Origin of the sequence: uncultured Corynebacterium sp. (assembly GCF_946998835.1) — a bacterium.
Lineage (GTDB): Bacteria > Actinomycetota > Actinomycetes > Mycobacteriales > Mycobacteriaceae > Corynebacterium.
Map to the genome: position 1 here is coordinate 32,607 of NZ_CAMQAZ010000009.1, position 19,905 is coordinate 52,511.

The window sequence follows — 19,905 nt, forward strand, 5'->3', positions numbered from 1 at the left end:
TTTTTACAGTGTGCTGACCTCAATGCTGTCGCCCGCCGTGGCTTTCGAGCCCGGCATGGGGGACTGCAGCACAATTCGGTCGCTGTCGCTGGCAGAGTCGTCAATTTCCAGGTCAAGGTGTTGTTTCTTCGCTTCACGACGTGCCTGCTCGACAGTCTTACCAATCAGCTGTGGCACCTTCACCGCTCTGGAGACCGTCAGTGTAACGGTTGCATTGTTGGGGTCAACCAACTTTCCTGCATTCGGTGAGACAGCATCAACACGGCCGAAGTCGCGAGAAGACGATGATGAGTCCTTTACTTCGTTGACCTCAATGCCCTCGCGTTGCAGGATTTTTCGGGCCGTATCTTCCGGTTTGCCCACTACATTGGGGACCCTGATGCCATTATTGATGGTCAGAGTGACTGAGCTACCGCGCTCGAGCCCAGTGCCTTCCTCTGGGGACACCGAAGTAACTTCGTCGGGTTCCGCAGAGGAGGAGAATTCCTCCGATACCTCGCGGACTTCCAGCCCAGCCTTGCCCAATAGCTCACGGGCTTCATCTTCTTTAAGGCCAACGATTTTAGGCACTTTCACCGGAGCTGGCCCCTTGGAATAATGCACAGTTACGACTGAGCCAACATCGACCGACTGGCCGGGGGCGGGAACGGCAAAGACCAATCCACCGGTGGAAACGTCATCGGAAAAGACGGGCTCTCCAACTTCTTCTATCAACGTCCGCTTAGCCAGCGCCGCGCTGAACACTTCCTTAGAGTGGTTCGCAGGATACGCGGGCACGGTTGGGCGTCCGAGGCTGACCAGAACACGCACATCGTCGCCACGGACAACCCGGGCACCGGCTAAGGGTTCCGAGCCAATAATCTGGGACACCGCGACGTCATTGTCGTAGCGTTCATCAACCACCGGTTCAAAGCCCGCTTCACTGATAGCGGTCATCGCCTGCGGTTGAGACAGCCCAGTGATGGAAGGGACCTCGCCGTAGCGGCCAGAGCCCAACCACCATGCGCCGAGGCCCATGCCGAGCGTGGCAACGAGCGCGATAATCAGCCATAGTGCGCACCCGCGTCGAGTCCGCTGTCGGGTGGCGCGACGGCTCTTCGGCGGTACTGTCTGAGCTGATTTAGGCTGCGGATGCTGGGAACCCTGCGTATGCGGTGACTGCGGGTACGCAGGGCCACCCGAAATCTCTGCTGGTACGGGTCCTCCGGTCTGTGGCTCCGGTGTGTCCCAGTCAGCGGCGATGTACCCATCATGGCGGTCAAAAGTGCGTGTCCGCCCCGCATCTGGGTCGTCGAAATCGGCGAAGATGTTCGGTGGTCCCGGTGGCGGAGGAGCTTCTGGGTAGCCGGGGGTGTCCGTCGACAAGCCGTAGCCAGCATAATCATCGTGACCGAAGCGCTCGGGTGTCGTCTCTGCGGTGTCGTGGTGGTCATCCACCTGGCCGTTGTCCCGGGGGACTGGACGGCGAATGTCCGGGATGGGGTCCTCGATAGCGACGGCGTTGGCGGCAGCCGAATTCACAGGGGAAGGTACTCGGAACGGCGGCAAGTCCAATTCGTACACAATATCTTCGAGCGCATCGGCGAATTCCTCGGCGCTTTCAAAGCGATCCTCCGGCCTGCGAGCACAGGCTCGGGCGACCAACTCGTCGAACTCCTCTGGAACGCCGTCGATGAGTTCGGAGGGCGGAGGGACATCTTCGTTCAGGCGCTTCATAGCGACACCGAGTGAAGTATCGGCGATAAACGGGGTAGTGCCGGTCAGCAGCTCAAAGAGCAAGATACCGGCGGAGTACACGTCGGAGGCGGGGGAGATGGATTCGCCCGTGACCTGCTCTGGGGCGAGATAAGCCACGGTACCGACGATGACCGAGTTAGAGGTCACCTTGGCATCAGCAGCCGCGCGTACCAGACCGAAGTCCGCCAGCTTCACGCGACCGTAGAAGGAAATTAAAACGTTTTCCGGCTTGATATCGCGGTGCACCATACCACGGGAATGTGCCACCGATAGGGCACGCAGAACTGAGCGCATCACGACGGCAGCTGCATGCGGTGGCATTGGGCCGCGCTCACGGAGCAGCTCGCGGAGCGTGCCGCCGTCGATGAACTCCATAATGAGGAATACGTGTCCAGCCGGGTCTGTGCCCTGGTCGTAGACATTGACCAGTGACTCATCATCGAGGTGCGCGACTGCACGGGCCTCGCGTTCGAAGCGGATACGGAAAGACTCATCGTTGACAAAGCGCGGATCCATGACCTTCGCGGCCACCCTGCGATCGAGCCGCAAATCGGTGGCGCAGTACACGGTGCTCATCCCACCGTGTGCGATGGTGGCTCCAATACGGTAGCGACCATCGAGAATCTGCCCCTCGACAAGCTGCGACATAAACCAGCCTTCCCTATTCCAATCAGTTGCTTCCAACAAGTATATGGGGACGTACCTACTGCGAAGCCAACGCGCTAAAGTGACCAGTGTGAGAAAGATTCCAACTTGCCACGATGTCCTCAGCGCCGACGAACCCACTCTTGCGCTGCCCGATGCCGCCGACCTCATTGGTGTCGCTGTCACCCGTATTCACGCATTGCTGCAGGAGGGGCGCCTTATTGCAGTCAACCGCGATGGCATCCCACAAATTCCCGCTCGCTTCTTCGAGGGCGACGAAGTCGCTCGTTTTGTTCCCGGCGCACTCGCCTTGCTTGCCGACGGCGGCTACACGCGAGAAGAATCGCTGGAGTGGTTGTTTTCCGAAGATGATTCTCTGCCTGGGCGTCCGGTGGATGCCCTGCACGGTCACCTCGCTCGCGAAGTGATGCGCCGCGCACAGGCTATGGCTTTTTAGCTCGCGGAGGTCTTCAACGACCTGACAATTCTTGTCGCAATCGCCCGGTCACTGCTGTGAAAAGCAGTGGTAGGGCGATTTTTGCTTTTCGAGCACATCCCACTTGAGCTCGCTGTGCAAAGACGTTGTAGTCCGCACGCTCAATTTCGCCGAGAATATCCGAGTAAAGAATCTCTGCGGCGCGAATGGCTTGGCGCCCGGGGATGTCTAACATCTCCACGCCGCTGCTGGCCTCGGCGTAGAGGGCGCGGTTGCGGGCAATGAAGTAGGCCAACGTCTGGCGCACTGCAGGGGTCGTCTGACCAGTGGTGACACAGTAACCGATCTCGTCGATCTCCACGCCGAAGGCCTCCCACTGATCCAGCGGTAGGTAAATGCGGCCACGCTGGAAATCCTCGGCAATGTCGCGGAGGAAATTTGTTACTTGAAAGGCCTTGCCCAGGCACTCGGCGTAAGGGGCAGCGTCCTCTCTGGAGAGTCCCGTGCGTGTGCCGAGAATCGGCATCATCTCCAGACCGATGACCGCAGCGGAGCCCCACATATACGAGTTAAGCTGCTCCCAGGTTTCAAAATGCGCGATGTGACAGGACGTGTTGGGAACGTCCATCAGCATGGAGTGGACAAAGTCCGCTGAGAGCTGAGGATTGATGTCGTAGTCGCGAAAAGTCTGTGCGGCTGCCGAGATGACAGCACGGTCGCGGCCGCGGTGAACGTCGTCAAGCGAACCGGTGACGACAGCTGTGTGAAAGAGCTCGCTCAAATGCGTGACCGTAGCTTCGATGTGTGCGGGGGAGCAATCGGTGTCAGCGGGGCAGTCGACGTAGTCATCGACGATGCGGGCCCAGGCGTAGAGGGACCATACCGCACGTTGCTGACGCGATGTCAATAGACGCGTGGCCAGGGAATACGTTCGGCCGTGAGAGGTCATAATATCGCGGCAAAGCTCGTAGGAGTTCGGCAGCGCGATGGTCGAGGGAGACTGTGAGGCGGGCATGGACAACTATGCAGCCTCGGTAGATTTCGACAGGCTCGGAGTCGTGGAATCAGTGTCGTCGGCGGCCCTATCGTCGCGCCACGGGAACTTCCAGCTGAACTCCCCAGTGGTCAGCCAGCCTGCCGCCAGCCAACCGAGAATGGTGATGATAATCATCCAGGGCGCGTCGTAGAAGCGGTGATTACCGCCACCGGCGAACGACAGCGACAGAATGAACGTGAACATCACGGTTCCTTGAATAATCCACCGTGGTGGGCGGATGGTGCCCATCGGGGTCAGCAAGCTGGCGTAGTACCAGGGCAGTGCCACAGCATTGAACACGCAGGCCACGACGTAGGCGGCAACCATACCGGCGACATTGTCGCGTGGGGTGGCTCGGAAGTAGAACCAGGAGATTACGAGCCCTACCAACATGATGACAGAGGAGACCACGCGTGCGTAGCTAACTATGAAGTTAAAGCCGATATCGTCGTTGAACCACACCATGACTGCGGAAATCACTCCAGCAACTGCTGAAGGTGCTGCCAGTGGATTAATCACCTTGGTATTGCCGCTGATCTCGGAGATCCATCCCCAGCTTGAGCCGGTCAGCCATGTCACCGCTGCAAGCGTGCCGACGCACACCGCTACTAGCACGATGCCCACACCGGCAATCATCGGAATCTTGCGCAGCATCTCTTGGACAGTGGTGATGGGCTCGCGCCTGGTCAGCACAATCCACACCACGAACGGCAAGGCCAGGACAGCGGTTGCTTTCAGCGCTACGCCGATACCGATAAGGACAGCGGCGACCAGACCACCCTGCAGACGCTCCATGCGCAGTGCCGCGACCAGCGCCAGGCTAACTAAGCCGACCATTAGCGCTTCATTGTGCATACCCGCAATCAGATGCAGCAGTACCAGTGGGTTGAGCACGCCGAGCCACTGTGCAAAAGCTGGGTTTGCGCCAAGCGCGCGGGCAATTCGCGGAATCGACCAGACAATGGCGGCGAAGCCCAGCAGGCACACAATGCGGTAGAGAATCACGCCAACGGTGATGTTGTCGCCGACGATACGCGTGATGACCTCGCCAATTCCCAGGTGTAGCGGGCCATATGGAGTGGTGGTGTTGCGCCAGTCGGCCGATACCTCCAGCAGCATCGGCCCCGGATTGGCCGCAGCGCCCTCGGTGTAGGGATCGAAACCATCGCGGACCATCGCGCCCTGCATGAGGTACGAGTAGACATCGCGGGAGAACAGCGGGGCAGCCAGTGAGAGGGGAATTGCCCAGGCCAGCAGAATCGAATTGAAACGGCGCAGTGCGGACTCATCGCTGCCAGCATGCACTGTGGCCGAGCCAGCAGGTTTTTCCGTCCCCTCAGCGAGAGCAGGGCCAGTCACAACCTCCCGGATGGATCCCTTCGAAAACAGCAGTTCTCGGCCGATACGTAGCCATGAGACCAGCAGCAGGGCGATGCCTATCCAAATCACAATCTCACAGAAAATCTGACCGTGACCGTAGGTAATCCAGTCGAGACCTAGAGCGTGGACAATACCGCCACGGTAGCGATTCGCGCCGGAACCGTAGGAGCCCAGAGCAATCAGGATGCCACCGTAGACACCCAGCTGAGCACTCCGCGATAAATTCATGTCAACCTAAAACAATCGAAACATTGCTGATGCATTAATCCTAGTTGGTCAATAAGAGACGACAGACATCCGGGAGGCACTCGGCAACTACGGAGTTTCGAACCGCTGTGCCGCAAGACGGCCGGAAATCATGACCGTCGGCACGCCAACACCTGGCACCGTCGTCGATCCCGCCAGCACTACATTCCCCGGCATCTTCGGGGAGAAGTTGCGGGGGCGGAACGGTCCCGTTTGCCGGAATAGATGCGCGAGCCCAAATGGTGAGCCAACGCCCATGCCGCGCTCCTGCCACTGCTGAGGGGTATCAATCCGGCCTACCCGCCACTCGGTGGAGATTCCAGTGAGTCCCCGTCGCTCCAGTTCGGCGGTAATCTGCGCCACATAGTCCGCACCAATCCGCGACCAAATCAGGTTGGCCGACTGCAGGTTCGGGCACGGCGCGAGCACACTGACGGGCTCCCACTGGATGCCGTTGGCATCTGTCACGATACGCTCCGACGCGCTCACCGCAGGCCTGGTGACCAGCAGCGACGGGTCCGACATCAACTTTCCGTGGTGAGGCGATGAAATCTCTTCGAAGGTCTCGTTCCACTTTTCACCAAACGAGATCAGGTGATGCCGCTTCGGCCACTTCTCCGTTTCCGACACTGGAATCAGTCCGTGCGCCACCACAGCAGACGGCGAAAATCGCACTGGGAACAGCCGTCGCGATCGGATTCGCTTTACGACGTCCCGAAGGCCACGCAGCTTCGATGAACCGCTAGCGGTAGAGGTGGTGGCGTCGTGAAGCCAGCCCTGCACCACAGGCAAATCGGTAGTTGCGATAACGGCATCGGTAGGACGCTCGCCAGCTGTCGTGGTGATAGCAGAGACGAGACCGGTCTCATCGAGCTTCAGGTCGGTGACGTCCACGCCGAATTCGATGGTGCCGCCAGCGCGGCGGACTGCCTCGGCGAGTAGCTCAACGATTGCCCCCATACCCGAACCGAATGTGGGGGAGTGCGGGTAAAAGACACCCATAGAAGTGTCCATGTGGGAGATACAGCCGTAGACCGCACGGGCCTTGGCTGGAGGCACACCCGCGTAAAGTGCCTGAAAGCTGAATACGCGAGCAAGATCATTGTCGCCGAGGAAAGCGCGAATCTTTGGCTCGAGTGCACCGAAGGCTCCGAGGCGGAGAAGGGTTGTCAGGTCGCGAAGCGCGCCGGGCCCAGTGAACAGGTCGGTAACGCGGTCAAAACTGCGGGACATGAAATTGTCGAAGCAGGCATTGAAAAGGGCCTGTAGCCACGTGCAGAGTTTGCGGTAACCGGCGATGGTGGAGCCCGCGGCCCCGAAGCGGGCGAGCTCATCGGCCATCATGTCTTCATTGGAAAACACGTCGAGTCCGCCGCGGGTGGCAAATTCCGCACGATAGGTCGGCGTGATTGGCGAGGCAGAAAAACCCGGGTCGATATCACGCGCGTAGAGGCCTACGGCGGCGAGGGCATCGTCGACAAGCGAGGGCATAGTCCATACCGTTGCGCCAGTGTCGAAGACGGCGGTGAGTGATTGTCCGTCGACGTCAATGGAAATGGGTTCGCTGGCGCAGCGACCGCCGACGAAGCTTTCCCGCTCGAGCACGGTGACGTTGTATCCATCGGCGATGGCATATAGTGCTGCGGTAAGTCCAGACAGACCTGCGCCGATGATGGTCAACTGTGGTTTCGCACCTTTATGAGGACGAGCGACAGCGCGGCGCAAACGCGGTGACCTAGCCGGGACATGGGTGGTGGAAGAGGCGGACATGACTGCGCAACACCTGGTCTAATGCTGGCGGGTTGTGGCGCGAACTCCCATGGCAATGAGGTTCTCGCGCGAAGTTGCAGGCAGGTCGGCGTTTTCGATGGTGGCAAAAGCGCGGCTGGTCAGGCGGTCGATTTCACGTTCAACGGCATCGGCAGCGCCGGATTCGGCAATGAGATTGCGCAATTCGTCGATGTCAGCGGCAGATGTGACCGCCCCCAGGTGTTCATCGATGAAACGGGCTTTGTCCGGTGCGGAATCGCGGTACAGGCTCAGGGCCTGGCCGACCAGAACGGTTCGCTTGCCCTCACGGAGATCGTCGCCGGCAGGCTTACCAGTGACTTCGGGGTCTCCGAAAACTCCCAGCTGATCGTCGCGGAGCTGGAATGCCACACCGATGTCACGGCCGAAGCTGCGGTAGGCCTCAACCAGTTCCGCCGGTGCGCCTGCAATTGCGGCGCCGATGTGAAGGGGACGCTCGATGGTGTAGGCGGCAGTCTTGAACAGGTTGATTTTCTCCGCCGTGTCGACCCGGCTATCACGGCTGGCCTCGGCAGTGATGTCGAGCAGTTGGCCGCCGAGGACTTCGGTGCGCATGGCACGCCAGGGCACCAGTGCACGGTTCAGTGCCGCTGAACTGAGACCTGAAGCATGCAGCATGTCATCAGCCCAGCTCAGCGCGACATCGCCAATGAGAATGGCAGCGGAGATGCCGAAGCGGTCGGCGGCACCGTGCCAGTTATTGGCCTCATGCTTTGCCTCGAAGACCTTGTGAATCGTCGGTGCGCCACGGCGCGTATCAGCATCGTCGATGATGTCGTCGTGGATGAGCGCACAGGCCTGGATGAGCTCTAGAGCGCTGACCGCGTTCATCACAGCCTGGGAGTCCTCTGCTGAGGCGAAACGGCCTTCGAGACCACCAGTCCCCAACCATCCCTGCCAAGCGAAAGCGGGACGCACACGTTTTCCCCCATTGAGGACAAAAGAGTGGAGCGAATCTATGGCTTCCGTGTAGCCCTCATCGACCGACGCGACATCGGCACCGCGGCTTTTGAGGTAATCTTCCAGAGTTTTGGTAACAACTGCTGGTACTTCGCGGGGCTGCAGCGCGGCCAAATCCAGTTCTTCGCTCATGTGAGCCTCTCGTCGATGGCGGGTAATGCTGTCTCAAGGATAGGACACCGCTTAGTATGAGTGACTATGTCCTCAACAATGCCACTGTCGCCAGGCCGTCAAGTGACAATCCGCCAGGCTCTTTCCATGCCGAGCGCGGGCAGTATTCCCTTCTCAGTTGAATTTATGCCGCCGCGTGACGACGCGGCGGAGGAACGACTCCTCCGTGCCGCTGAGGCTTTCCACGATCTTGGAGCCTCCTTTGCATCGGTGACCTATGGCGCTGGTGGTTCTAGCCGCGATCGCACTCTGCGCATCGCCGAGCGCGTTTCCAAGCAGCCGCTCACGACACTTGTGCACCTGACATTGGTGGAACACACCGTTGATGAGCTGCGGGAAATTTTGCGCTCCTACCTTGACGCAGGGTTGACGAATCTCCTCGTTCTGCGTGGTGACCCACCAGGAGATCCGCTGGGGCCCTGGGTAGAGACCGAAGGAGGTCTGCACTACGCCAGTGAGCTGATTGAGCTGATTAAGGCCGAGCCGGAGTTCGAGAAGTTCGAAATCGGTATTGCCTCTTTCCCAGAGGGCCATTACCGCTCGCCGGACCTGGACCATGACACGCAGTACACGCTGGCTAAACTACGCGCCGGTGCTGAGTACTCGATTACACAGATGTTCTTCGACATTGAGCACTACCTGCGCCTTCGGGATCGCTTAGTCGAAGCCGATCCTGTACATGGTGCCAAGCCCATCATCCCGGGACTGATGCCAATTACGTCGCTGCGCTCAGTACGCAGGCAGGTTGAGCTCTCCGGCGCACAGTTGCCATCCGATTTGGAGGAACGCCTAATCAAGGCGGCAGATGGTGATGAACAAGCCAACAAGGACGAAATCCGCAAGATTGGTATCGAGTTCTCGACCAATATGGCAGAGCGACTCATCTCCGAGGGCGTACCGGGTCTGCACTTTATGACCATGAACTTCGCCCGCGCATCCCAGGAGGTTTTGCATAACCTCGGCATGGCTCCCGCATGGGGTACTGGTCAGGATATGCTGCGCGGTGGTTTTTAACAGCGAGGTTTTTAACAGCTAAAAGTCCTGCATATCGCGGATGCGCCGCGCCCACAGGATTCCTAGCGCAGAGGCCAAGACACCAGCCGCTGTGCTCACACCGGCAAACAACAGGAATTGGTTCCGCTTGGTGGAGCCCGCGGGCGATGATGCCCACACCGTGTGGTCTTCGCCACTGGCGAGTTGCCACTCCACCCTGTTGGGTTCCGTTTGTCGGCCATTCGAATCAGTAACTTGTTCTGGGAACGCAACTACGAAGTCAACCTTCGCGCCGGGCAGGTGGGTCAAATCCATGTGGCCGTTCATCGACACCTTGCCGCCGCCGGTGCGGTCCAGGTCGATGTCGATGCGATCGTCGGAAAGCTGGCGGAGTGTGTCGGTGAGTTCGATGAAGTGCAGCCTGTCGAAGGTGATTTCCACCTTGCCGGTGGAGGGGTCGATGACTTCCCGTGAGACGCGGCCAGCGAGATCTTCAGGCGTTTGCCATTGTTCAAACTGGGAGCGGACCCTCGCCTCCGGAGTGACGTGAATTGTTCCCGAAATCCTATCGTCTCCGGTGATGGTAATGCCCGCCTGTGCGTCAAAGCAGCCGCTGAGCGGAAAGATGGCAGCTATCCCGGCGAGCGCTGCGGCGATGCGCAGGCTCGGATGCCGCGGAGGCGTCGATAGGGGGTCACTCGGTGATGGTGTCACGGGGTACATCTACTCCTAGAACTGCAAAGGGGCGGGAATCCCCTGTGAAATAAAAGTTCCTTAAAACATCTTTGAATCCAAATTGACGGTAGAGCCGCCATGCCCTATTCGCTTCGTTTGGGTACTCCGGAGTAGACAACAGCACCCGGGCTTCTGGCCGTGAGTCTATTAACTCGCGTAGTAGCTTTTTGCCGATTCCTTTTCCCTGAAAACTAGGGTGAATGTGAATCTCGGAAAGCTCGGCGTAGTTTCGCAAGAGCTTGACGACGTCCGGAAGTGACCGGCCCTCCATGAGTAAGCCATCCCTGACCTGTCGATACCACCAATGTATCTCCAAACCCGTTCGGCAGTAACCGATTCCCACTAATGGATAGCGGGGGTCCTGGAGGGCTTGAGTGGGGGAGAGTCCTTCCGGGTGGGCGATGGCGGCGACAGCCATGAACCCCGGCTGCGTGGTTTGTTTCTGCCATTCATGGATACGGCCCGGCAAGATTGCGGGGTTGTATTTCATCGCGGTGATGTAGAGTGCCACTGCTTCGTGCAGGCGGAGGTTGAAGTCTCCTGCTGTCATCGGAACCACGCTGTATTTCACAGTGACCAGATTAGCTACTTAGTCGAAATTGGTTGAGGGGATTACGACACTAAAGTTAAATCGAACATGCGTTCGAAGATGTGGGGTAGGGCAATCCGGGGTTGGGGATAAATTACAGTCGACCCCGCAAGGGGAAAGGAAATACGCGCTCATGTGAATGCTGATACGAATAGGAGGGCAGTGCGGTGGCAATGTCGAACGTAGTTGAGTTTAGGGCGATTTCTCAGTCGGGTTCGGTTGCGCCGGTTGGTGTCTCAAAGCAGTCCTTGGAGCTTCTGGGGCGGGCTGAGGCTCTGCTGGTGAATGCTCAGGGGGCGGACTCTGATGAGATGCTGGAGCTTTCCTATCTTGCAGCGCTGCGCTGTGCCGGTGCGCTATTGAATCGGGGTGACCTGCCGGCGGTTGGAGGCACTGGCGGTAACTCGGGTGCGCGCTCGAACTCGACGGTTAGGCGTCGCCGTTTGGCGCCACAGAGTGCATGGTTGCGTTTGAAAAAGGAGCAGCCTGAGTTTGCCTGCTGGGTGGCCAAGTTTGAGCAGTTTACTGCGTTACGTGAAGAGGTTCGGTTGGGTATTGCGCGTCGTATTGATCGGCGTTGGGCGCAGGAGTTGTGGGAGCTCAGCTGTGAGTTTGTGGAAGTTGTCCGAGCAGAATTGGGCGTTTTGCCAGCAGTTGCGTAGGAGGAGTGGGGTTGTAGCGGAAAGTTACTTTCCTGAATAAATGGGGGATTGGTCGAATTCATGGAACAATAGAGGGGGAGTCGCCCGTTAAAGGGGTAAGAATGAAGCTAACGGACGCCGCGTTAGCAGCAGGTGGCCTGTGATTAACTTTGTTGTATCGGCACTGTTAGTTTGGGGTCGAGGCCCGTCGGTATCGCGGCGGGTAATGCTCAAAGTAGGCGATGGAGGAATTGTGGGACTATCTGAGCACGAACAGCGGATGCTCGATGAAATCGAGTCTGCACTCTACGCTGAGGATCCTAAATTTAGTTCGACGATGGCCGGAAATGCATTCAGCTTTCCGGAGGAAAAAGGCGCACCCCGTGGTTTTTCCATTCAGGTAATCGCGCTCATGCTCCTCGGTCTGCTGATGCTGATTGGCGGCGTCGCTCTGTTCTCCGTGAGTGCTTGGTTTATTGTGCTATCGGTTGCCGGTTTTGGCCTTATGTTTGGTGCCGGTGTTTGGGCGCTGACCGGTGCCGGCAAGCAGGGGAAGGGGAATTCCTCTCAGGGCCTTAGCTTTGGTAAAGCCAAGCCCGGATCGGCCAAGGGGCGTCGTGGCGTATCGGGTGGCCGTGGTTCCTCTGGCGACTCCACGTTGGAGTCGCGTTTCCGTGGCCGCTTTGAGGGGCGTTAGGGAAGGCCCGGTAGCGGGTAAAGCCTCAGGATTGAGAAGCTCGGAATCGATAAGTGGGGACAAGTCAGAAGTGGCTTGTCGCCACTTTTGTGTTAAGTAAAGAAAAGCGTGTCTTGACCCCATCGTTGGTCCCTGGCGATCGTGACCGGATTGTCAGGGACTTTTCTGTATGTAGATACAGCCACCAATCCATTACTGTGCGTTGATGCGGTAGGTGTCGATGTGGGTGTGGGGATGATCCACCAGCCTCGTCGGAATCGGTGGTGCATGGTTTGCCTTGTTGCACCATGGTGTGCGGCGAAGGTGGTTAGAGATTGAGTGCCGGTAGCCCATTGGATGAACCAGGCCATGGTGGCGGTGTTTTTGTTGTGTGTTTGGGTGCTGCGGGTAAAGGAGTGTCCGCAGTGGGTGCAGCGCCAGCGGGTGGTTGATTTGCTATTGGTGTCGTTTTTATTTGTTGGCTGGCCGCATAGTGGGCAGCTGGGACGGTTGGTGGTCATCCTTTAATCCAACCGGTGTGCGGTTAGCGCAAATGTGGCCGGAGTTGTGGTGGGCAATAGCTTTCGGGGAGCTATTATTTGGTGGTTTATGGGGTGTGGTCTGGGGTTATGGTGGAATGCGGACACACTTTTCTTTACTTAACCCGATTTGTCTGCCCGACTTGTCGATGGTTTTCCGGCACTTATGCGCGCGGTGTTGGTTCTGCCTGCGCTCATTTCGATGAGCTATTCACTTGTGGCCAGGCTATAGCTCATCGATGTGTGAATGCCACCCCTTCGCCCCACCGAGGATTCCCACTTCGCCCCACCGAGGGTTCCCACTTCGCCCCACCTTGATGTTGGGGCGGTGATGCGCACTATTTTATGTGACTAATGTTGCTGATGGGGCTAGCGTGATGCGGCGCCCTGAAGGGGCGCGGGTGCGTGCCCCACTTTTTTGTGATGCTTTACTCCTGGCAGTGTTTTCTTAAAAGGCCACGTCAGATGGGGTAAATAGAAAGTGGAAATGGGATTATATCTCTGGCATCGCGTCAGTTTTTCTCCATCCACTGTTGATAGTGGGGGATAGTGGGGTAAAGTGGGGCGTGATGTTGATTGAGGTTGGTCAACATTGCAGAAGTGAATATCCGATTTGCGCTTAAGGTTTGGCGAGATTTCGGCACCATCGACAAGCGTGGCCTACTGGCTTCGCTTGAAGGGAATGCCTAAATCTCACCGCACGGCAAGCGTTTGTGCGTCGACATTGTGGTTGACACGGGGATAGGAGGCCAGTGACGCATGTTTCTGGGCACCTACACTCCGAAGCTTGATGACAAGGGGCGCCTGACGTTGCCGGCGAAGTTCCGTGAGGACCTCGCTGGTGGCCTGATGGTCACTAAGGGGCAGGATCATTCTCTGGCGGTGTATCCGAAAGAGGAGTTCGTCAAATTGGCTCAGCGGGCTACCAAGGCCTCTCGCACGAATGCCAAGGCGCGAGCTTTCATTCGAAATCTTGCCGCAAGCACCGATGAGCAGCGCCCCGATGGTTCAGGTCGAATTACGTTGTCGATGGATCATCGTCGGTACGCGAATCTTTCCAAAGAGTGCGTGGTTATCGGTTCAATTGACTTTCTGGAGATCTGGGACAAAGAGTCCTGGGAGGCCTACCAGGCGGAGCATGAAGCAGATTTCTCCGAAGGTGAGGATGACTCGCTGTTCGGTGTTTTATAAACCGCTTGGAATAACGGAAAAGAGGGAATGTCCGCATGGACTCTGCCTGATAGCCCCTGGTGTACTTCCCCGATACCAGGTTCTGTCGGGCGGGGTCCTGTGAGCATCCCCGCTTTTTGGTTTTAAGCAGCAATGGCAGCATTCCCGGTAGTGCGCTTGCGGTGCAGTCTGGTTGCTGGCGCGGTGTACGTCGTCAAGCAAATCGGAGCAAAACATTCAATAGTTTCTCTGGCCAGAGCAAACACACCCGGTAAGGAGGGGGAAATGAACGAATCGGCACCTGCGGTCGATCGCAAGTCCGGCGAGTTTGGTCATGTCCCCGTTCTGCTTCATCGGGTAACTGATTTGCTACGCCCGGGCATTGAGGCGCTTGCCGACGATGCCGTGGTCGTCGACGGCACTCTTGGTGCAGGTGGCCACACGGAGTATCTGCTGGAGCAGTTCCCAAACCTTTGTGTCATTGGACTTGATCGCGATGACAACGCGTTGCGGGGGGCAGAAGAGCGGCTCGCACGCTTCGGTAATCGCTTTGCCGGCTTCCGTGTGCGTTTCGATTCGCTTTCCGAAGCGCTCAGCGGCGAGGTTCCCGCAGCCACTGGTGGAAATGCTGCGCAGGACATTGTTGGCCGAGCAGCTGAAAAGGGCATTGCGGGGGCATTGTTTGACCTCGGTGTTTCCTCCATGCAGCTCGACCAGGTCAACCGTGGGTTCGCGTACCGTGTGGACGCCCCGCTGGATATGCGCATGGATGCGAGCCAGGGTATTACCGCCGCGGATGTGCTCAATACTTACTCCCACGGTGATATCGCGCGCATCCTGTCTACCTACGGCGACGAGCGCTTTGCCGGCAAGATCGCCTCGGCGATTCTGCGTGAGCGCGAAAAGGAGCCATTTACCACTTCGGGGCGCCTGGTTGAGCTGCTGTACGAAACCATCCCGGCGGCATCGCGACGCAAGGGCGGGCACCCGGCCAAACGTACGTTCCAGGCACTGCGTATCGAGGTCAACCGTGAGCTCGAGGCGCTGGAAAATGTACTGCCTCAGGTCTGCGACGCGCTCGCGGTTGGTGGGCGTGCAGTGTTCATGAGTTACCAAAGCCTGGAAGACCGCATCGTCAAGAAGGACTTTGCAGAGCGAGTGAAGTCGACAACCCCGCCAGGGCTTCCGATGGAGCTTCCGGGACATGAACCGCACTTCGCTCTCATTACGCGAGGGGCGGAGAAGGCGTCGGTAAGCGAAATCGAAGACAATCCCCGAGCCGCACCGGTGAGAGTTCGCTGTATTGAGCGAATTCGAGCTGATTGACCCCAACCATTCCAACCGCACCGTTCACACTCTAAGTACTGGGAGAATTTTCGAGCATGGCAACGACAATCACGGAGCACGCCCCGACTCGGCGCACCTCCCGCGGCTCATCTGCAACTGCCGCCGGTGCTCGAGTAAGGACTCGTCAGCGCGGTCGTAGCACCCGTACGGAAAAAGATCTGTATCAGCGCCGCCGGTTTGGCCGCACAGGGTCTCAGCAGGTCATCTCGGTACGCGGGCGACGCGTCACGACGTCCTCGGGGGATAACCACAAATTTGTCGGTGCGGCTCTGATGGTCTTTCTCGTCGTCGCGGGAATCGTGATGGCGATGTTCCTGTCGGGTATTTCGACTTCGACATCGTTGCAATTGGACGCTGCGCAAACGAAGGAAAAGGAGCTGCGAAACCAGCTCGAGGTCCTCGAGCGCGACGTGGCCTACATGAAGTCCACTGGCGCTATCGCGCAGCGTGCGGTCGAAGAGGGGATGGTAAACCCCGAGCAGCCTGCGGTTCTGACCACCGACCCAGAGGGCAAGGTCGTGGAAGTGCGACCGGGAGATGAGAAGCAGCAGAAGATTATCGACCTCAATGGTGAGTCGCCGACTAATCCGCATGCACCATCGTCGAACCCGAAGGACACGGAGAATGTTCCGGGCATGCAAGCGCCTGCCATAGAGGAGGCGCACCCGCGCCCGAATGGTCTGCCGGCGACTGCTCCGTACGCGCCGCAGCAGCACGCCCCGGCTCCGGCACCAGCCCCCGCTCCGGCTCCGGAAGCGCCTGCACCTGAAGGGCCAGCACCTGAGGGACCTGCACCTGAGGCGCCGGTACCGGCACCATAAGAGCTTAGATAGAAAGTAGAGTCGAACTGGTTAACTGCTCGGTAGTCTGGCGGGTCCACTGTTTCCTGCCAAGCGACGGTAGACTAATACATTCAGCTGTCGCGATGGCAGGAGATATCGCCTAACATTATCGCGCGCCGGAGAATCGACTTAGTAGAAAGCACTAGCGCATGATTCGATCTGGAGACGACTACCCCAACCGTGGAGGGGGGTATGACTTCGGCGAACGTGCTTACCGAATTACAGCCAGTGAGCGCAGGGCCGACAGCAGGCGTGGTCGAGATGGTCAGCGCAGCCGTAGCCCTGAAGCAAAAACCAATCGAAGCCTGCCGCCGCGCGAGAAGATGCGCATTAGTAATAAGGACTTCATTCGGCGGCGCAATTGGCTGCAGTTTATAGGTGCAATCGCTGTTGTGGTTCTAGTATCTCGTCTGGCGTGGGTACAGCTTATTGCCGGTCCGAACCTGTCAGCGGCGGCACAGAATCAGCGCACAGTGGAAGTCGTTGACGCCGCTCGGCGCGGCGCAATTCTCGACCGTAACGGAGCGCAACTCGCCTTCACCATGGAAGCACGCAGTATCACGGTTCACCCAAACACTCTGCGCAAGTGGATCGGTGATGCCCACAGACAGCGTCCAGACGATGTCGCAGAATATGACGAGCGGCTCAAGCAGATTTCCAAGGACCTGCCCAAGATGCTCGGTGTGAAGGACATTGACGCTGAAAAGTCGGGGAGCAGCCGCCGTCGTCAAGCGGAACCAGAAACCGAGGAGAGCTCGGTGATGAGCGCGCCGTCACGCGTGAGCTCGAAGGACATCCTGGAGAAACTGCGCAACGAAGACAGCACCTACGAGGTGCTCGTGCGGAATGTCGACCCGGACAAAGCCGCGGCAATTGTGGAGAAGTACCCGGAGTTGGTGGCGGAGCGACAGGATATCCGCCAGTATCCGAACGGGGCGACGGCGGCTAATGTCATCGGCAAGATTGGCATGGATGGTGTCGGCCAGTTCGGTTTTGAGGCCTCACGCGATGCCACATTGCAGGGCATTAACGGTGGCAAGACCATCGACATTGCCTCTAATGGTGTGGCAATCCCCGGTTCGACCCGCGATGTGCACCCGGCCGTTGACGGCACTACGTATGAACTGACTCTGGACCTCGACATGCAGTACTTCGTCCAGCAGCAGGTCAATCAGGCCAAGGCCAATTCGGGCGCAGCAGATGCGTCGGCGGTTGTGCTCGATGCGAAGACTGGCGAAGTACTGGCGATGGCTCAGGCGGATACGGCTAACCCGAACAAGGATATGGGAGCTGAGCTCGACGAGGGCCGCACTATCGGCAACTCCGCTGTATCGAACCCATTTGAACCGGGTTCTGTGGCAAAGATCATTACTGCTGCAACCGCTATCGAAGATGGCAAGACAACGCCGGATGAGGTTCTGCAGATTCCGGGCAGTATTGATATGGCGGGTGTCACCGTGCGCGATGCGTGGGAGCACGACACCGAAGCTTTTACGACGACCGGTGTATTCGGCAAGTCTTCCAACGTCGGCACCCTGATGCTGGCAGAGCGTTTGGGGCAGGATCGTTTCGCTGAGATGTTGCACCTCTTCGGACTGGGACAGTCCACAGGTATTGAACTGCCCAGCGAGTCCTCCGGTCTGGTTCCCCAGCGTCCGCAGTGGTCCGGTGGTACCTTCGCCAACCTGCCGATTGGTCAGGGCATGGCGATGACTCTGCTGCAAATGACGGGTATTTACCAGACCATTGCCAATGACGGTGAACGTATCCCGCCACGCATTGTCCGCTCTACCATTTCCCCGGACGGAACCAAGACCGCAACGCAGCGCCCTGACCCGGTGCACGTCATCAGTCCTGAGACTGCGCGTACGGTACGCGCCATGTTCGAAAGCGTCATGCAGTCCGATTCGGAAGGCCGTCAGTCAGGTACTGCGGCCGGTAGCAGTATTGAAGGGTATTCGCTTACAGGCAAGACCGGTACCGCGCAAAAGGTTGACCCCGAGACCGGGGCATACTCGAACTCTAAGTACCACATCACCTTCGCTGGCATTGCGCCTGCTGACGACCCCCGTTTTGTGATCGGCATCATGCTCGATGAGCCCGAGCGCGGTGTGCATGGCGAAGGCGGTCAGTCGGCGGCCCCATTGTTCAAGGACATTGCAGCCTGGGCCCTCAACCGGTACAACGTGCCCCCATCGCCACCCCGCGAGGGTATTTTGCTGCTGCAACCGTAACGAGGTCACCACCACGATGAAGCGATAGCAGCAGCACTAACACGCAGACTTTTATTAACTTGGTTTCTACCGAGTGAATGTAATGAAATTTTCGAACTTGTTGTACACCAACGACTGACTTGAAAGAGGGAACAGCCAATGACCGCCACCCTTGCGAAATTGTGTAACCTCGCACACGGCCGACTCGACGGCATCACAAACTCAGAGGCTGAGACCACTGAGATTGCTGCAATCGAACTCAATGCCGCCGACGTACCCGAAGGCGGAATGTTCGCGGCTGTGCCGGGGACTCGCACACACGGCGCGCGCTACGCCGAGCAGTCACCTGCCACAGCAATCCTGACCGATGACGAAGGGCTGAAAATCCTGCGGGAAGCGGGGGAGACACGCCCAATCGTGGTTGTCGACGATGTCCGTGCGGTCATGGGCCATGTTGCTGCAGAAATCTACGGGCACCCGTCGGATTCGCTGACTGTCATTGGAGTTACTGGCACCTCCGGCAAGACCACTACGACCTACATGTTGGAAGGTGCGTTGCTGGCAGCCGGGTGCTCTACCGGCATCATCGGAACTACCGGTACTCGTATTAACGGGCGCAAGGTTCCGTCGAGCCTGACGACCCCGGAGGCCCCAGCACTTCAGCGCCTGTTCCATGAGATGCTCGCCGAAGGCGTAACTCACGTTGTCATGGAGGTCTCCTCCCACGCCCTGTCACTGGGGCGCGTCGATGGAGTCAACTTCGATGTCGGCTGCTTCCTCAACCTGTCGCAGGATCACCTGGACTTCCATAAGACCCTGGAAGAGTACTTCCAGGCCAAGGCCAAGCTTTTCGACCCAGCTGGGCCAACTCACGCTCCGCAGGCTGTGGTGTGCATTGACGACGACTGGGGAGTCCGCATGGCCGATATTGCAGCCGGTGCCCCGGAAGTTCAGGTCACAACTGTGCACACCCAACACCGTGTTACCGAAAAGGTACCGACCGCCGACGTGAGCACCGATTGGCACGCCGCGGCTGCCACAGTCGCGCCCAATGGGGTACAGCATGTTGCGCTGACGCGAAATAACATGGACACAGTAGAGGTGGAAGTTCCTCTGCCGGGCGCATTCAACGTTGCCAATGCCTCGGTCGCTTGGGCTGTGCTCGACGTAATTGGGTACGCCAATGACGATGCGAAGAACGGCCTGGCACAGGTGCGTGTGCCAGGCCGCATGGAACGCATCGACCGCGGGCAGGACTTCCTGGCCGTCGTAGATTACGCGCACAAGCCGGCCGCCGTAGCTGAAGTTTTAGCCACGCTGCGGGCACAGACAGAAGGCCGCGTACTGGTTGTTGTTGGCGCTGGCGGCGACCGAGATAGCGCCAAGCGTCCAATCATGGGCGCCGAGGCAGCCTGTGGCGCCGATGTCGTCATCATCACCGATGACAACCCACGCTCCGAGGTGCCAGCGGATATCCGTGCCGCCGTGGTAGAGGGTGCAAGACAAGCCATTGCCAGTGGCAAGGCCGCTTCGGACACCGTCGTGGAGGAAATTGGAGATCGCGGCCAAGCAATCCGGCGTGTCGTGGAGCTTGCGCACAGCGGAGACAGCATTGTGGTGGCCGGCAAGGGGCACGAAACCGGCCAAGATGTTGGTGGCGTGATTTATCCATTCGACGACCGTGAACAGCTGGCCGAGACGCTCGCGAAGCGTCTGGAACTCTAACTAGCAAGGACTGTA

At 58.5% G+C, this 19,905-nt stretch carries 16 protein-coding genes and 1 pseudogene; 9 read left to right on the top strand and 8 right to left on the bottom strand.

All coding sequences use genetic code 11. The annotated features are described in order from the left end of the window. Window positions 1-3: 3 nt before the first annotated feature. Entirely contained in the window at window positions 4-2,385 is a 2,382-nt protein-coding gene (locus tag Q0U90_RS04680) for a Stk1 family PASTA domain-containing Ser/Thr kinase (protein ID WP_297452217.1), read from the bottom strand. Between the two features lie 79 nt (window positions 2,386-2,464). Here Q0U90_RS04680 and Q0U90_RS04685 point away from each other — a divergent pair, with 79 nt between their 5' ends. Then, window positions 2,465-2,839 (top strand): Rv2175c family DNA-binding protein, encoded by a 375-nt coding sequence (locus Q0U90_RS04685; RefSeq protein ID WP_297452219.1) that lies wholly within the window; start codon window positions 2,465-2,467, stop codon window positions 2,837-2,839. Between the two features lie 13 nt (window positions 2,840-2,852). Here Q0U90_RS04685 and Q0U90_RS04690 read toward each other — a convergent pair whose 3' ends face one another. The 4 genes from Q0U90_RS04690 to Q0U90_RS04705 all read right to left on the bottom strand — a co-directional run bounded on the left by Q0U90_RS04690 (window position 2,853) and on the right by Q0U90_RS04705 (window position 8,381). Further along, entirely contained in the window at window positions 2,853-3,833 is a 981-nt protein-coding gene (locus Q0U90_RS04690) for a phytoene/squalene synthase family protein (RefSeq protein ID WP_297452221.1), read from the bottom strand. 6 nt (window positions 3,834-3,839) lie between these two features. Then, the gene (locus Q0U90_RS04695; RefSeq protein ID WP_297452223.1) at window positions 3,840-5,462 is read right to left on the bottom strand and encodes an alpha-(1->6)-mannopyranosyltransferase A; all 1,623 of its coding nucleotides are present in this window, start codon (window positions 5,460-5,462) and stop codon (window positions 3,840-3,842) included. Between the two features lie 87 nt (window positions 5,463-5,549). Next, a complete protein-coding gene (gene crtI / locus Q0U90_RS04700; RefSeq protein WP_297452225.1) occupies window positions 5,550-7,250 on the bottom strand; it encodes a phytoene desaturase family protein in 1,701 nt (566 codons plus the stop codon). 18 nt (window positions 7,251-7,268) lie between these two features. Then, window positions 7,269-8,381, bottom strand: coding sequence for a polyprenyl synthetase family protein (locus tag Q0U90_RS04705; protein ID WP_297452227.1), 1,113 nt, complete (start codon window positions 8,379-8,381; stop codon window positions 7,269-7,271). Between the two features lie 78 nt (window positions 8,382-8,459). Between Q0U90_RS04705 and metF the strand changes: the two genes are divergently transcribed. Next, window positions 8,460-9,434 carry a methylenetetrahydrofolate reductase [NAD(P)H] gene (gene metF, locus Q0U90_RS04710; protein ID WP_297452307.1) on the top strand — a complete coding sequence of 325 codons (975 nt, stop codon included), beginning with the start codon at window positions 8,460-8,462 and terminating at the stop codon, window positions 9,432-9,434. An 18-nt stretch (window positions 9,435-9,452) separates the two neighbouring features. Here metF and Q0U90_RS04715 read toward each other — a convergent pair whose 3' ends face one another. Further along, window positions 9,453-10,127 carry a DUF3153 domain-containing protein gene (locus Q0U90_RS04715; RefSeq protein WP_297452229.1) on the bottom strand — a complete coding sequence of 225 codons (675 nt, stop codon included), beginning with the start codon at window positions 10,125-10,127 and terminating at the stop codon, window positions 9,453-9,455. After that, window positions 10,108-10,698, bottom strand: coding sequence for a GNAT family N-acetyltransferase (locus Q0U90_RS04720; RefSeq protein ID WP_297452231.1), 591 nt, complete (start codon window positions 10,696-10,698; stop codon window positions 10,108-10,110). The genes Q0U90_RS04715 and Q0U90_RS04720 overlap by 20 nt, the downstream gene beginning before the upstream one ends. Window positions 10,699-10,910: 212 nt before the next feature. On the opposite strand from Q0U90_RS04720, the gene Q0U90_RS04725 reads away from it, so the two are divergent. Together Q0U90_RS04725 and Q0U90_RS04730 are read left to right on the top strand one after the other, a co-directional pair. Further along, window positions 10,911-11,399 carry an SAV_6107 family HEPN domain-containing protein gene (locus Q0U90_RS04725; protein ID WP_297452233.1) on the top strand — a complete coding sequence of 163 codons (489 nt, stop codon included), beginning with the start codon at window positions 10,911-10,913 and terminating at the stop codon, window positions 11,397-11,399. A gap of 232 nt (window positions 11,400-11,631) precedes the next feature. Beyond that, complete coding sequence (locus Q0U90_RS04730; RefSeq protein WP_297452235.1) at window positions 11,632-12,075, top strand: DUF3040 domain-containing protein; 444 nt, start codon at window positions 11,632-11,634, stop codon at window positions 12,073-12,075. Window positions 12,076-12,270: 195 nt separating this feature from the next. Here the strand turns inward: Q0U90_RS04730 and Q0U90_RS04735 are convergent. Further along, a pseudogene (locus tag Q0U90_RS04735) lies at window positions 12,271-12,575 on the bottom strand (IS256 family transposase); the annotation flags it as partial. A 777-nt stretch (window positions 12,576-13,352) separates the two neighbouring features. On the opposite strand from Q0U90_RS04735, the gene mraZ reads away from it, so the two are divergent. The 5 genes from mraZ to Q0U90_RS04760 all read left to right on the top strand — a co-directional run bounded on the left by mraZ (window position 13,353) and on the right by Q0U90_RS04760 (window position 19,890). Continuing rightward, window positions 13,353-13,784: a division/cell wall cluster transcriptional repressor MraZ gene (gene mraZ / locus Q0U90_RS04740; protein ID WP_005510286.1), complete on the top strand. Its 432-nt coding sequence runs from the start codon at window positions 13,353-13,355 to the stop codon at window positions 13,782-13,784. Window positions 13,785-14,048: 264 nt separating this feature from the next. Next, the gene (gene rsmH / locus Q0U90_RS04745) at window positions 14,049-15,089 is read left to right on the top strand and encodes a 16S rRNA (cytosine(1402)-N(4))-methyltransferase RsmH (RefSeq protein WP_297452245.1); all 1,041 of its coding nucleotides are present in this window, start codon (window positions 14,049-14,051) and stop codon (window positions 15,087-15,089) included. 56 nt (window positions 15,090-15,145) lie between these two features. Then, on the top strand, window positions 15,146-15,931 hold the full coding sequence (locus Q0U90_RS04750; RefSeq protein ID WP_297452247.1) for a hypothetical protein: 786 nt from the start codon (window positions 15,146-15,148) through the stop codon (window positions 15,929-15,931). A 170-nt stretch (window positions 15,932-16,101) separates the two neighbouring features. Then, window positions 16,102-18,186 (top strand): penicillin-binding protein 2, encoded by a 2,085-nt coding sequence (locus tag Q0U90_RS04755; protein ID WP_297452249.1) that lies wholly within the window; start codon window positions 16,102-16,104, stop codon window positions 18,184-18,186. A gap of 138 nt (window positions 18,187-18,324) precedes the next feature. Beyond that, complete coding sequence (locus Q0U90_RS04760) at window positions 18,325-19,890, top strand: UDP-N-acetylmuramoyl-L-alanyl-D-glutamate--2,6-diaminopimelate ligase (protein ID WP_297452251.1); 1,566 nt, start codon at window positions 18,325-18,327, stop codon at window positions 19,888-19,890. Window positions 19,891-19,905 lie beyond the last annotated feature (15 nt).